Source organism: Neolewinella aurantiaca (assembly GCF_008014675.1).
In the GTDB taxonomy this organism is placed as follows: domain Bacteria; phylum Bacteroidota; class Bacteroidia; order Chitinophagales; family Saprospiraceae; genus Neolewinella; species Neolewinella aurantiaca.
Window position 1 is genome coordinate 115302 of sequence record NZ_VOXD01000012.1, and the last position, 13844, is coordinate 129145.

11 protein-coding genes are annotated in these 13844 nt (G+C 54.5%); 6 read left to right on the plus strand and 5 right to left on the minus strand.

The genetic code is table 11. The features are described 5' to 3' along the window. Window positions 1–248: 248 nt before the first annotated feature. Window positions 249–1931 carry a glycerol-3-phosphate dehydrogenase/oxidase gene (locus FUA23_RS09655; RefSeq protein WP_147930533.1) on the plus strand — a complete coding sequence of 561 codons (1683 nt, stop codon included), beginning with the start codon at window positions 249–251 and terminating at the stop codon, window positions 1929–1931. Here the strand turns inward: FUA23_RS09655 and FUA23_RS09660 are convergent. From FUA23_RS09660 to FUA23_RS09670, 3 genes are read right to left on the minus strand one after another with little or no spacing between them, the layout of a single operon-like run. Further along, window positions 1924–2409 carry a GDYXXLXY domain-containing protein gene (locus tag FUA23_RS09660; RefSeq protein WP_147930534.1) on the minus strand — a complete coding sequence of 162 codons (486 nt, stop codon included), beginning with the start codon at window positions 2407–2409 and terminating at the stop codon, window positions 1924–1926. The two genes, FUA23_RS09655 and FUA23_RS09660, sit on opposite strands and share 8 nt — an antisense overlap. Beyond that, the gene (locus FUA23_RS09665) at window positions 2375–3526 is read right to left on the minus strand and encodes a DUF4401 domain-containing protein (RefSeq protein WP_147930535.1); all 1152 of its coding nucleotides are present in this window, start codon (window positions 3524–3526) and stop codon (window positions 2375–2377) included. The genes FUA23_RS09660 and FUA23_RS09665 overlap by 35 nt, the downstream gene beginning before the upstream one ends. After that, window positions 3519–4475 (minus strand): DUF2157 domain-containing protein, encoded by a 957-nt coding sequence (locus tag FUA23_RS09670; RefSeq protein ID WP_147930536.1) that lies wholly within the window; start codon window positions 4473–4475, stop codon window positions 3519–3521. The genes FUA23_RS09665 and FUA23_RS09670 overlap by 8 nt, the downstream gene beginning before the upstream one ends. 446 nt (window positions 4476–4921) lie before the next feature. Between FUA23_RS09670 and FUA23_RS09675 the strand changes: the two genes are divergently transcribed. Together FUA23_RS09675 and FUA23_RS09680 are read left to right on the plus strand one after the other, a co-directional pair. Then, window positions 4922–5986: an MlaD family protein gene (locus tag FUA23_RS09675; protein ID WP_147930537.1), complete on the plus strand. Its 1065-nt coding sequence runs from the start codon at window positions 4922–4924 to the stop codon at window positions 5984–5986. 5 nt (window positions 5987–5991) lie between these two features. Further along, a complete protein-coding gene (locus tag FUA23_RS09680; RefSeq protein WP_147930538.1) occupies window positions 5992–7500 on the plus strand; it encodes an NAD(P)H-hydrate dehydratase in 1509 nt (502 codons plus the stop codon). Window positions 7501–7531: 31 nt separating this feature from the next. On the opposite strand, the gene FUA23_RS09685 is transcribed toward FUA23_RS09680, so the two are convergent. Continuing rightward, window positions 7532–8926, minus strand: a complete 1395-nt coding sequence (locus FUA23_RS09685; RefSeq protein ID WP_147930539.1) for an RtcB family protein — start codon at window positions 8924–8926, stop codon at window positions 7532–7534. Between the two features lie 92 nt (window positions 8927–9018). Here FUA23_RS09685 and FUA23_RS09690 point away from each other — a divergent pair, with 92 nt between their 5' ends. The 3 genes from FUA23_RS09690 (at window position 9019) to FUA23_RS09700 (ending at window position 12502) form a co-directional block, all read left to right on the plus strand. Then, window positions 9019–10029 carry a helix-turn-helix transcriptional regulator gene (locus FUA23_RS09690; RefSeq protein ID WP_147930540.1) on the plus strand — a complete coding sequence of 337 codons (1011 nt, stop codon included), beginning with the start codon at window positions 9019–9021 and terminating at the stop codon, window positions 10027–10029. Between the two features lie 245 nt (window positions 10030–10274). Next, window positions 10275–11900, plus strand: a complete 1626-nt coding sequence (locus tag FUA23_RS09695; protein ID WP_147930541.1) for an Ig-like domain-containing protein — start codon at window positions 10275–10277, stop codon at window positions 11898–11900. A 215-nt stretch (window positions 11901–12115) separates the two neighbouring features. Continuing rightward, window positions 12116–12502, plus strand: a complete 387-nt coding sequence (locus FUA23_RS09700; protein WP_147930542.1) for a LysM peptidoglycan-binding domain-containing protein — start codon at window positions 12116–12118, stop codon at window positions 12500–12502. A 114-nt stretch (window positions 12503–12616) separates the two neighbouring features. Here the strand turns inward: FUA23_RS09700 and FUA23_RS09705 are convergent, their stop codons facing one another. Further along, on the minus strand, window positions 12617–13705 hold the full coding sequence (locus FUA23_RS09705) for an AAA family ATPase (RefSeq protein WP_147930543.1): 1089 nt from the start codon (window positions 13703–13705) through the stop codon (window positions 12617–12619). Window positions 13706–13844 lie beyond the last annotated feature (139 nt).

Below are 13844 nucleotides of genomic sequence, written 5' to 3' on the forward strand. Positions count from 1 at the left end.
AAGCCTTCAAAACAGCGAAAACTGAGATCGCCCCCGATGTTTTTAACCGGATGACTTTTGCCTTACGTTGGAGTTTGCCCCTTTACGGCCCGGAGAGCCCCCCGGAGGACCAGGCAAGGCTGAAACCCGTGCCCGCACCTGCGCACCGTCGCCCCCCCTTCCCCCCCCGAAGTATTCAATATGTTTTGGGTGCAAACAGAACAATTGCCACCCATCGGCACTTTTTCAGGTACTAAAAGTCAGCTCATATGAAAGCCAGCCCTCAGCGCGCAGCCAAATTCAATAAACTAAGTTCTCATCAATTCGACCTCGTCGTTATAGGAGGTGGTATTACCGGCGCCGGAGTTGCCCTCGACGCGGCAAGCCGGGGACTAGATGTTCTCCTGCTTGAACGCAACGACTTTGCCTCGGGCACCAGTTCTAAATCAACCAAGCTCATCCACGGTGGCCTGCGCTACCTGAAGAACCTCGAAATTGGTCTCGTACGGGAAGTTGGCAAAGAGCGTGCAGTCGTACACGAAATTGCTCCTCACCTGGTTCGTCCGGAGAAGATGCTGCTGCCCTTGGTGGAGGGAGGCTCCCTTGGCCGGCTCACAACAAGTATGGCGTTATGGGTCTACGACTTCCTGGCCGATGTAGAGGGAGACGACAAGCGCGTAATGCTGAGCAAAGAAGAAACGATCGCGCACGAGCCACTTGTCCGCAAAGACATCCTCACCGGTGGTGGCTTTTACGCAGAATACCGCACCGACGATGCCCGCCTGACCATCGAGAACATCAAAACGGCCGAGCGCCACGGCGCCACCGCTCTCAACTATACCGAAGCAACCGATTTTGTGTACAACGACGACGGGATCATCACCGCTGTGGTTTGCCATGATCGCTTCATGGACGAAACATATACCGTTAAGACCAAGCACGTCATAAGCAGCACCGGCCCCTGGGTGGACGAGCTCCGCGAAGTGGACCACAGCATGACTGAGCGCCACGTCTTCCTTTCTAAAGGCGTTCACATCGTAGTGGCCCGCGAGCGGCTTCCGCTGAAGCACGCCGTTTACTTTGATGTGGAAGACGGACGAATGTTTTTTGCAATTCCCCGCCTGCGCTGCACCTACATCGGAACCACAGACACCCCTTACAAAGGTGATACGAACGCTATCCCGACCTACATCGAAGACGTGGAGTACCTCCTGAAAGGAACCAACGCTATCTTCCCTGGGGTCGACCTTAAAATCGAAGACGTGGAATCCAGTTGGGCCGGTGTCCGGCCCCTCATCTTTGAAGAAGGGAAAGATGCAAGTGAGATGAGCCGGAAAGACGAAATTTTCGAATCAAAATCCGGTCTCCTCTCCATCGCTGGCGGAAAACTGACGGGCTACCGCAAAATGGCCGAGCGCGTGGTAGACCGCCTCGGTAAGCAAATGCAGAGCTACGGCGGAAAGCTCAAGAAGACCCACACCGAAGAAATTGACCTCACCGGAGGCCCGTTCAGCGACTTCGAAGCAGTACTCGCCTACGAAAAAGAAATTGCTGCACAACTGGAAGACGCCAGCCTTGCCCCCGACCGGGCGGCTTATCTGGTGAGTAACTATGGCAAACAAAGCCCGGAGATCATCCGGGCGGCAACGAAACGTACCGAGGGTACCGATGTCGCCCGCCTGGCCTGTGCCGAAGCCGCATGGTGCATCGAGAACGAGCTGACCCTCTACCCCATCGACTGGGTTGAACGACGCAGTGGCCGGCTCTACTTCGATATGCCAAGCATACAACCCGTGCTCGAAGAAGTACTCGCGGTATTTTCCGAAGCTTACCTGTATACAGAAGCGGACCTGCAGGCTGAGCGCGATAAAATCACCGCTGCCATCAAATGGGTATCGGAATTTGAGGCCGCTCCCGAAGGGACGGTGGTGCCGGGGCAACAGACTACCTGAGCAATTGAAAGTCCTCGTCGTACAGTCCTTCGAGTAAGCTATTGCCTTTGCCATCCACGCGCAGGCCTCCATACTTCGCGTTTTCGTAGCGTTCTGCGTGCCCTTCCTGAAAGAAATAAGACTCCGCACCGATATTAATTCGCCAGCGCGAGGCGGTATAGTTCACCGGGTATTCTCCTTCAGCCAGGGGTGTCAGTCCGCTTTGGAGCCGCTGTCTTTGAGCGACATTGTTTTCGCCTTTAGTGACGATGAGGAAGCCTGTTTTGGGTAATGAGTCGCTCGGCCAGCTTGCGGCAATGGCGTACCTAAGGGTCATGTAATCACCCTGGATGAGAGAGCGCGGATCAACGGGAGCGAGTTCAAAAAGCAAAAGATCTCCTTCGGAGATAAGGATTTCCTTCTCCCGCACAGTCCACGCGAACCATGCCAAAAGCACTATCAGATTAGCGGCCACCAGGGCCCGGTGCAGTGGTTTCATGCGAAGATATCTTTTTGCGGAGCAACGCCCAGGCTGCCAGAAACAGGCCACCGGAAGTACTCAGGATGATGGATTTGGTGAGCAGGCTGAGGTTCATATCGTAGTAATAGCGGCTGATGAAATAAATCAGCGCAATTACAGCCAGAGCAGTACCGGTTCGGTAACCGGCTTTCCAGGCAAGGAGGAGGCACAATAAAGTGGCGCTCAACGCAGGTGCAAAAATGGTTGGAATGAGCAACGCGAGCAAACCCGCCAGGTACAGCCTCTGCAGGGGGCTGAGCACCGGCCCCGTAGCCTTTGCGGTTGCGGGCATTTCGGTGCCTACCCTACCCTGACTATGGTTGAAGCGTTTCAGCAGGTCATACACCAACCAGAACAGAAGCGGGACCAGGGCAACCGAGGCGTACCAGTTGGGAAGCCGGGGCAAGTCCATCCAGAAACGAAAATCACTCAGGTAGCCTGCTCCGATGAGCAGGGCCAGGATGAGCCCCGTCCGGACCCCGTCGTAACGACGGGCCAGCAAGCCGGACGACTTGAGCAGCAATGCCTCGGACTGAACCCAGAGGGTCAGTGCGATCGCAAAGAAGCCTACGTAGAGGTGAGCCCCGAAACGACCATAGTCATCGTGAGCGAGGAAGAGCATACAGCCTCCCATCGTGACGGTAGCGAGAAAAGTTATGATCTTGTTTTCGGTTATCACCAGAATCAATACTGCAAGCGCGAGCGCTGCAAGTGCCATTCCGGTTTCGGTATTTGTCACGTCGGACATTCCCGCCAGAAACAAGGGAAATCCGCACACCATCAACGCTACGCCAAAAGCTTCTCCCAGAATCCCCAACAGATCCCTCCGGCAAAAAACGCAGCCGGCACCAAGCATTATGGTTCCCATTACCGCGAAAGCCAACGTAGAATTCAGGCCAATGAGAAAAGTAAACCCGATAAAAAAGCCCGTGGCGATGAAAGCACTGACGATCGAAAGCACCTTCATTCCCAGCGTTCCTTCGTGTTCCTGATCATCGTGAAATTCGTGCAGGAGGGCCGGCTGATCGATTTGCAGAGGGCGGCCGAGCTCACGCTCGAGCTGGTCGAGTTCCTCCAGTAATTTTTTCTCAGTCATGACGCCATACTTTTCGGAGGTTATTGAGAACGATGAGGCTTCCTGTGGTAGCACCTACAACCCAGATTGCAGCAAAGAGGAAAGCCGCCGTACTGAAACCGGCCCGGATGATGATTGACGCCACGATGGCGATGCAGGCCAGTGCGAGTAGCGTCAGATGATAAAGGTTTTTGTAGCGTTTTGCGGCCCAGGCAACCGCAGCGAACAAGGCGAGTACCGGAACCAGATAGAAAACCTGCGCTGGCTTGTCGTCGAGGTCGAGAACAGCCGAGCAGCAACATACCGTACCGGCCGCTACCGCTGCCAGAGCTGTAGTCTTTTTAAACCAGTCGGGATAATCGACGCCGGACATCCGTGCATCCGCAAGGACAAAGCCCGCCACGGCGACCGAATTAACGATGAAGAGCAAAAACATCAGCATCGTGTAGCTCCAGCCGGAGGCGACCTGCTCGCTGTAGAGCACAATGGTAGTGTTGACCAGCGTCAGGAAAAGCACCCACAGTGGGGCAAAGTTGATGGCCAGGACCCAGACCAGGATAAAAATGCACCACGCCAAAAACAGATCATACGCGTTAGCTCCGGTTTGGTAAATCTGACCAAACACCCCGAAGAGAGGACCGACCAGAAAGGCCGCTGCGGTAAGTAGCAGTTTCCGGATCAACTCCGTAAAGGAAGGAATCAGCGACAATACACAAGGAATAATAACCGCCCCGGCGGCAATACCCAGCTGGCCGAACTTCGGGATTTCCGACCAGTTGTAGGCAAAAAAGAACAGGATGCCGCAGGCCAGGAACCCTATCCCGATAGCGGGCAGCAATAACCTTAACAGCCAGAACCAACGCCCGGCATCGGCGTAGACATGTGTATCCAGGGCCTCGTCGAGTTCTTCGGGCTTCAAATCAGAATGCCGGGCAAGGAGCTTGATCGATAAACGGGTTATTTTTGTCATGACACAAGGGGTAACAGGAGTATACGGCAGTCTTCGTGACTCCCTTTCTCCGGGAAAGAGACAAGCCTTCAGCGACAAGTTAAGCCGGATATTGTACGAACCCCGCTGAAGGGCAGGTAATATCGACAAAGACCGTTCTGAGGACGATCAACGAAGTATTCTGCTGACACTCAGCGGTACGGAGACGCCCTCCTTCATCCTTTTCATTGCACCTGCGGCCCCGCCAGATCAAATTGATCAAACCATCCCGCCCTACAGCACGTTACAGCACCGTACTTTTGCGATTCCTGCTATAGTTGCCTCGGCCACCCCAGGTGATTTCTGGCGGCTGCTTTTATCATCTGGCCAAAATTTCACCTTTGATGACCGAGGCAACTATATACCAAAAAAACAGAGGGAAGGATGCCAAAACGATTCATCCCACTTAATCAGCTACCCCAAGAAATATGCGTTACGAAGTAAAAATTGGTCTCCTTGCGATTGTCGCTATTGCAGTCGCCTTCTGGGGTTACAAGTATATTCAGGGAAGTAATATACTTTCCAATTCCAACTACTACCATGCTATCTACGACGACGTTGGTGGTCTCACCGTCGGCACTCCCGTGACCATCAGCGGGGTAACCGTGGGTTCGGTCAACGAAATCATACTCGACCAGGTAAAACGGAAGGTTAAGGTAACCTTCGATATTCAGGGAGGCATCAACATTCCCAAAGAAACCGATGCGTACATCGCCACCGTGAGCCTGCTGGGCGAAAAAGCAGTCGTCCTGGAGTACTCAACCCCTTGTTTCGGTGGCAAGGATTGCGCTCCGGAGGGAAGCGAACTCAATGGCTACACCAAAGGAATCCTTGCTTCCTTCACCGGAGGAGGAGGCAAAGGTGAGGAAAGCCCGTTAGACGGGATGAAAGACCAACTGGGTGCTACGCTCGACAGCCTCGAGTACAAATTCTTCAGCCCCGAAAGCGACAACCCCATTGCACGTTCTACCAACGACCTTGCCGTAACGATGGAGAACCTCAAGGCCAGCACCGCCCGGCTGCAACGCATCATGGATCAAAACGCCGGCGAGATCAACACCACTTTCGATAACCTTGCCGGGCTGACCAATACACTAGCCACTAAACAAGAGAGTATTGCCGGACTGATCGACAATGCAGAGAATTTCACCGGAGACCTCAGCAAACTGGACCTCGACAAGACAATGGTTGAAGTTAATCAGGCTATCGCCAGCCTGAAAACCACCCTCAACGAAGCCGATAAAGCAATGGGTGGCGTCAATTCGGTTATGAACAAAGTAAACTCAGGTCAAGGCACACTGGGGAAATTGCTGACCGACGACAAAATCTACGATCGCCTCAACAGCGCAACCATGGCGGCCGACACCCTCTTTTCCGATTTCCAGGAAAAACCGTACCGCTACATTCCATTCAAAAGCCGTAAACGCGTACTGAAACACGATCGCAAGGATGCAGCTTTGGAGGAAGAACAAAACGAGGGCAACAACAAATAAACCCTATGCAAATCCTGAGCGCCGAACAGCACCGGGCCCTCGACCAGGCGACGATACAAAATGAAGGTATCTCCAGCCTCGAGCTGATGGAACGGGCTGCGACCGCCTTCGCTCAGGCACTGATGAACAAGCTTGGTTCCGTTGAAGCTCCGGTTACCATTGTTTGCGGCACCGGTAACAACGGCGGAGATGGTCTCGTCGCGGCGCGAATTCTACACCAAAAAGGCTATTCCGTAAAGGCGTACCTCGCCCCGATGGGCAACCCAACTGCGGACAACGTAGCCAACCACAAACGCGCCGAAGAAGCGGGCGTTCCGGTTCACGAAATCAAGAAAGAAGATCCCCTCTTCGGCGTTCCGCCGGATGCTGTTGTCATCGATGCCCTTTTCGGCACCGGGCTCAGTCGCCCGGTTACGGGATACCTGGCTCAGATCATCGAGCATCTCAACAGCATGGCAAACACCCGCTATGCGCTCGACCTTCCAAGCGGACTATTTGCCGATGCGCCCGCGGCAGGAGTTGTTTTCTGCGCAGACCACACCTTCACCCTTGGCTACCCCAAACTTGCGCTTTTCTCGCAGAACAATACGAACTGCGTTGGTTCGTGGGAGATCGTCTCTTTTGACCTGGCGAACGATTTCGCAGAGCAGGAACCGGGCAATGACCGAATTCTGAACACCAGCCCGGATATGAAATCGCTGCTGCGGACACGCCGGCCCAACGACCATAAAGGCACGTTCGGACACGCCCTCATGATCGCGGGCAGCTACGGCAAAATGGGAGCCGCCATCATTGCAGGACGTGGCGTTCTGCAAGCGGGAGCGGGCCTGCTGACCTACCACACCGCACGCTGTGGCTACGAAATCCTTCAGATATCATTGCCTGAGGCAATGGTCATTACCGATGAACACGAAGAACACATCCGTAAAATCGGTGACCTCTCAGCGTACAAGACCATAGGCATTGGCCCGGGAATTGGTCAGGCGGCCACCACCGCAACTGCGCTAAGCGACGTACTGCGGCGCTTCGACCAACCGATGGTGATCGATGCCGACGCACTGAATATTCTCAGTAACAACAGTCAGTGGCTGGAACTCATTCCTGCGGGAAGCATCCTTACGCCTCACCCGAAAGAATTCGAACGGCTCTTCGGAGAGAGCACCGATGATTTCCAGCGTTGGGAAACCCAACGCGAAGCAGCCCGAATCCTCAATGCGGTTGTGCTGCTGAAGACCGGTTACACCAGCATCGCAACTCCGGATGGTAAACTCTACTTCAACCATACCGGCAACCCGGGGATGGGAACCGGAGGCACAGGCGACGCCCTAACCGGAATACTAACCGGTCTACTTGCTCAGGGCTACCCTTCCGCCGATGCCGCACGCCTGGGCGTGTACCTGCACGGCCTTGCCGGAGACATCGCTGCGGAGCAGCTCGGTCAGGAGAGCCTCCTTGCAGAAGACCTGGTGAACATGCTCGGGCAGGCCTACCAGCGCCTCCGGGAGGTGGTATAGTTAAGGAAGCAGCACCCGCCGGAAAGATGAATTACGCCTGGCGCTTTTTCTTACGGCGACGACCGCAACCGGTGTTGCCCGCCATGATACACCCGTAAGGCAAAATACGATCTACCACTTCACCCAGGCCAAACTCTTCCATCTGGCGCTGCACAGCAGCGGCGTCTTTGTAAGCAGAGGGCAGCTCGGAGATGTCGATGCTACCGGTAAAAAAGCGCACATCGAGGCCGGCGGTTTCCTCATCGAAGACTTCGCGGACGGTTTTACCGGCCTTGGCCTTGATGTGGGCCGTACGGCTTACGTTACGGCCGGCTCCGTGGGGAGCGAAGCCGAGGTTGCTGGCGGTAGTTTCTCCCCGGACGACGAGAATGGGTTCGGCCATATTGAGAGGAATCAGGCGAAGACCGTCCTTTGAGTCGGGAACGAACTTATCGTCGAGCGGTGTAGCGCCCTTGGCGTGATAGAAAAGGTCTCCGGACTTGAAAACAAAGTTGTGCTCGTTCCAAAAACGATCTTTTGCACCTGCGTTTGCGCCCTTTTTGGTCGCCTCATGAATTACGGTATGGTTCAGCTTTGTCCAGTCGCGAACGATTTGAAGCGCCTCCCAGTAGGCAGCGCCTTCCTCCGTATCGAACGGGATCCATGCATTCTTTCCGGGAGTTTTGGGAGACAACTCTCTACGGAAACGTTCGGCAAGGTGCATTCCCTGACGGTACACGTGAGCACCCAACCCGCGGGAACCATGGTGCGTAACCATCACGGTGTCACCGGTAGCCTCGGAGCGGCCGACGTAGAGGAAATGATTGCCATCGCCCTGGGTGCCCAGATGGGTAGCCGCAAAGTTGAGGCCTTTCTCGTTGTTGAGGAAGTGGTTCTTCCGCATGCGCTCCACGAGTTCCTCCGGCAAATCGAAGAGATCCTTACGTCCGCCGGGGCCGAAGTGGGTAATGGCGTGGGCCGCGTTCAGGATGGCTTCGGGTTCGGCGTCGCCGAAATTGGTCATCATGACGGAGCAGCAAACATCGGCCGAATGCATGGCCGGGTGAATGGCGTTGCGGGCTACCGCTACACCACCTACCGGAATTTGTCCGGGTGCACCCGTCGGGCACGCATCGGGCATCACGGCACCAGCCACGAGGGTCGGAGTTTTCATCAGGATGTCCATCGTTTGGAAAACAGAAGCGACGTTTTCGGCGTCCAGCTCAGTTTCTGCGCGGATATTTTTATGGTAGGCAACGGGCTCTGCGAACGGTAAAACCTCTTCTACAGCCTCTGGTGCAACCGTGGCGATGTAAGCTTCCAACGCTTCGCCGGAGAGACCGTTTTCATTAGCATACCGAAGGGCAGTGGCGAACCACTTTCCGGGTTGGTAGCCAAGGTCAATCAAAGTAGTTCCGGTAATGGGGGCAAGGATTGTTTCTTTCATGTCACAAGGTATTTTCCTAAGTGCGCAGTGTTTTTGCGTAGATTTACGGTGATCTCCAAAAAGCCCCGGCCCGGGGCCTGAAACTTCGCCAAATGCCCGCCAATAAAAACGCACTGCTCCGTTACCGCACCATCGACAAATGCCTGCAAAACCACGGGCGTAAATGGACACTGAACGATCTCATTGAAGCCTGCTCCGATGCGCTCTATGAATATGAAGGTAAGGATACCTACGTAAGCAAGCGGACCGTCCAGCATGACATCCAGCTACTGCGCAGCGACAAACTGGGGTACAATGCTCCCATCGAGGTCTACGACAAGAAATACTACCGGTACTCGGAACCGGATTTCTCCATCACCGACGTTCCGCTTACCGAAGGCGACCTGGACGTGCTTTCGGAATCGGTGGCGGTACTGCGGCAGTTCAAGGACTTTTCGTTGTTCAGCGAGCTCAACGGAGTGATCCAGAAGCTGGAGGACAAAATATACCACGCCACGGGTACCGAGCCGCCGGTAATCCACCTCGATAAAAACGAACAACTCAAGGGGCTTGAGCACCTCGACTTACTGTACCAGGCCATCTCTAAGCGCATCGTACTACGAATTGGCTACCAGTCGTTTTCGGCGCGCCAGTCTAACGAATTTCTTTTCCACCCTTACTTGCTGAAAGAGTTCAACAACCGCTGGTTTCTGGTAGGAAGACGGGAAGGGCACACGCCGATTCTTACCCTTGCGCTAGACCGAATGATCAGTATTGCAGCTGATTTGAAGACCGAATACATCAGGAAAGACTTTGACGCCGATACCTTTTACAAAGACACTTACGGCGTTACCGTTTTGGGCGTTCCGCCCATCGAGGTGCGCCTGTGGGTGAACCGCCAAAACGCTCCCTACGTGCTCACCAAACCGTTCCATTCTTCGCAGCGGCTCATTGAGCGGCGTAAAACGGGCGGGGTCGAAATCGCCTTCACGGTTCATCATAACTTCGAATTGGAGCGGCTTTTGCTTGGCTTTGGCTCTTCAATCGAAGTGCTGGCACCGAAGGTACTCCGCAGAAAAATGAAGAAAATCCTGCGGGATGCCCTGCACCACTACGAAAAGTGAGCATGAAAGTGATTGACCTGTTTTATGGGGCGCTGGCGCAGGTGCACGGTCCGTTTTTCTGAGAGGCAAGCGCTCCTTCAACCTATCCCCTCCTCGGTCCACAGCTTTGCACCTGCGGCCCCGCCAAAATATGCGTACCGGGAGGGGGATAGAAAAAGCGGACAGACCGGAAGGTCTCGTTAAGACAATGTTACCTTTGCCTTTCGAAGCCAACGCTTCGTTTAATTCCGGTATCAATACCCTCAATGACGCGTTCCCTACTTGCCATCGCCGGCCTGCTGCTTGTTCTCATAGCCCAAATGTTCACCCTGCAACATTGTGCTACGCCTTCTTCCCCGACAGGAGGCCCGCGGGACACGATTGGCCCCGTACTCATCCCCGAAGAGACCACCCCGAATTTTCAGACCAATTTCCGTCCCGAAGAGATTGTACTCACCTTCGATGAGTGGGTAGAACAAGACGCGAAGCAGCAGATCATCATCTCTCCGCCGCTCGAACTTGGCGAAGACAACCAGCCCTTCCTGCGTCGGCGTAGTCTCGTCATCCCACTGAAAGGCCTGACGCTACGCGACAGCGTGACCTACGTCGTCAACATCGGCTCGGCCATCAAAGACCTCAACGAAGGCAACCCTACCGAAAACCTGCGCTTCGTTTTTGCTACCGGCCCGGTGCTTGACTCAGCAACCGTTACCGGAACGCTGGTGGAAGACTTCAGCGGCGAACCCATCAACGGAGCAACCTTTACCCTCTACGACAATCTTGCTGACACCGCTGCACTGACCGAAAACCCTACCTATTTCGCGCAAACTGACGAAGACGGGAAGTTCACCGTCTTTAACATCCGACCCGGACAATACCGGGCGGTTGGTCTCATCCGGAACCCTGGTGCCACCAACTATTTTGCCGACTTCACCGGCACCTTCAAACCCCTTTCTGTTGGGTTCATTGATACCGTGATTACGGTTATTGACGGCAATACCGATGTGGGGTCCATCCGTTTATCTCCGGTTCCAACACCGACCAAAGTCATCGGGCTGGACACCAGCACACTGGGCAAGATCGCCATCACGATGAACCAGACCGCCGAGAACATCGACCTGCTCACCAGCCGTACCGACTACTTGCGGTACAACGACAAAGACACCATCAAACTGTTTTACCGCGAAGCAGGTGCCGACACAATCTTTGTTGGCCGCGACTCCTTGTACTCCGATACGATAGTTGTTGCCTCTACCGGAAGCCTCACCGGGAAACCTCTGGACGTAGTGACCGGGCCCAAACAACGCGTCTTTGCCGGAGCAGGACCGACCTTCATCTTCAACCAGCCGGTTCAGAGCGTAGATACCAGCCTGATCAGCCTGCGCAAAGACACCTTCCCTGAGTCTGTTCCCTTCTCGTTCGTAATCGATACCACCTACCCCGGAGAGGTTGCATTCCGAAGTTCCTGGGACCTGAAGTTGCCGTATTCTTTAGACATCCTGCCCGGAGCCCTGACTTCCTGGAGCGGGAGCCAGAACCAGGATACGATCTCCCGCAGGTTCAGTTTTGACGGTGCGGAGAAATTCGGCATCCTCACCGTCAAGATCAATAATCTTGACCCGACTGCCGACTACATCCTCCGGTTACTGGAGAAAGACAAGGTAGTGTTTGCCACCCGCCGCTACATCAGTAAACAGTTTGATTACACGGCAAGGTTTGATGGTCTCAGCCCGGGAACCTACAAAGTTGAAATCCTGTACGACTCCAACAGAAACCAGCGGTACGACTCCGGCGATCTCCGCTTCGGGCGACAGCCCGAACTGGTACGCCGATTCGAGATTCCGGCCCTGAGGGCCGATTGGGAGGTGGAAGAGACCATCGACCTCAAATAAAACCTTTAGTAAAAGCAGTGCCGGTGATACCTGCCCGCTGGCAATAAACCGAGACTACCGGGGAACCGGACTGCCGTCGGACGTCATGATACTTTGCTCTCCTTGCACCGCTGTGCCCGGTCGTAACCGAATTTATTCAGGAGGTATTGAATTTCACTGATTGGTTTCGGTTCCAACCATTACCTTGTGAAATCAATAACCAACCCCCAAGCAACATGAGCTTACAAGACAAGTACCGCAGCGTACTGACCCTCGGTGAAAAATTCAACGCTAAAGACGGTTACGTAGAAGAAGCCGACGGCGTACTCCGCATCGGAGGAAGCGTTGAGTACCAATACGAAAAGGACCAAATGTGGGACGAGATCAAACGCATCGGCGGCGAAAACCCGTCCGACATTGAAGCCGACATCAAGGTGCGCAATACGGTCATCTACGCCCGCCACACCGTGGAGCGCGGTGAGAGCCTTTCGTTGATCGCCAAGGATTACCTGAAAGACGTAATGGCCTACAAGCAAATCTTTGCAGCCAATTCGGATACACTGGAAGACCCCAACAAAATTTTTCCTGGTCAGGAATTGGTAATCCCTTTCCCGGAGAAGTAGTTCCCCTCCAACTAAGCTACCGCGTTGACCATTAGTTTCGCCGTCCGTGTTTACCCCCCGGTATGCATACCCGGCGCTACACCGAGGCAAACGCGGTAGCTTTTTTTCTTTTTGCTACAACACCAGTTCCATATCGACATACTCTTCGATCAACTCCACCGCCCTGCGAATTTTCCAGGGCGTTTTTAAATTGATCTTCACCTCCATCTGGTTGATACGTACGGCAGCGCCGTAGGTATCGAGCAAACAGGACACCACCGGAATTTTGTGTTCGTTGATGAAATCCATATGAGGCAGGTTAGGGTTTTCGCTGTCTGCCCCCGTAACCACGATGCCTGATATTACCGAGCCGGGAAGGTTGCGTTCCCGCAGAATTTCCTGCAGGGCTGAAAGAGCTTCCTCCAACCGCCGGTTGCTGGCCAGGATCAGCAGGTTCTTAAGATTTTCCACCTCCGCCTGGGCCAGGAGGCTACCGCTTGCGATATTCTCTACGGGGTTATTCAACCCGTCCCTGTTGTACAACGTCTTGCCCTTCAGCGCACGGCGGATGGTAGCCATGATGGGACTCGACAGCGTTTTTTCGTAGGGCAATACACCCAGCAGCGGGATGCCCAGCTTTTGCAGGTAGAGGTCTACGTAGTGCGCAACCTTATCCATTTTTTTAGGGATGCATTTATTTACGATCACCCCCTGAACGGGTACACGTTGCTCGCGGAACATTGCGAGGTTCATATTGAGCTTATCGATCGTACTGCCAATGCCCCCTTCCACAATCATGATAACCGGAGAGTTGAGCATCCGTGCAACCTGGGCGTTGCTCACATCGCAGACCGAGCCGACCCCGGGGTGGCCGGTTCCTTCGTACACCACGACGTCATTATCGGTATGCAGCTTTCGGCTCGCACGGGTGATTTCCGAAGGAAACTCAAATTTTGTGGGATCATCGAGGTACTTGGCGGTTACCCCGCTACCGATTATGACGGGGCTGTGCAGTTCAGCTTTCAACTCAAAGTCCATCCCGCGGGCGAACAGGAGCGCATCTTTATCAACCCTGAGCTCACCGAGCTCGACGAACTCCTGTCCTACGGGCTTGCAGTAGCTCACTTTGTGGCCGCGGGCGCGGATGGCAGCCATCAGGCCCAAAGTACAAGTTGTTTTTCCGACGTGCTGCGACGTTGCGGCAATGTATAGGCGATCGATCATAGCCCGAAAGATAATCAACCCTTTCAATTATCGGAGCGCGACGTTGTTTCAGCAGGCGTTCTCCCCCTCCGGATGGGAAGCCTCCTTGTCCTTCAACCCCTGTGTTTTCGGGAATGGCGCAGGCCTGGAGACAGGAGAA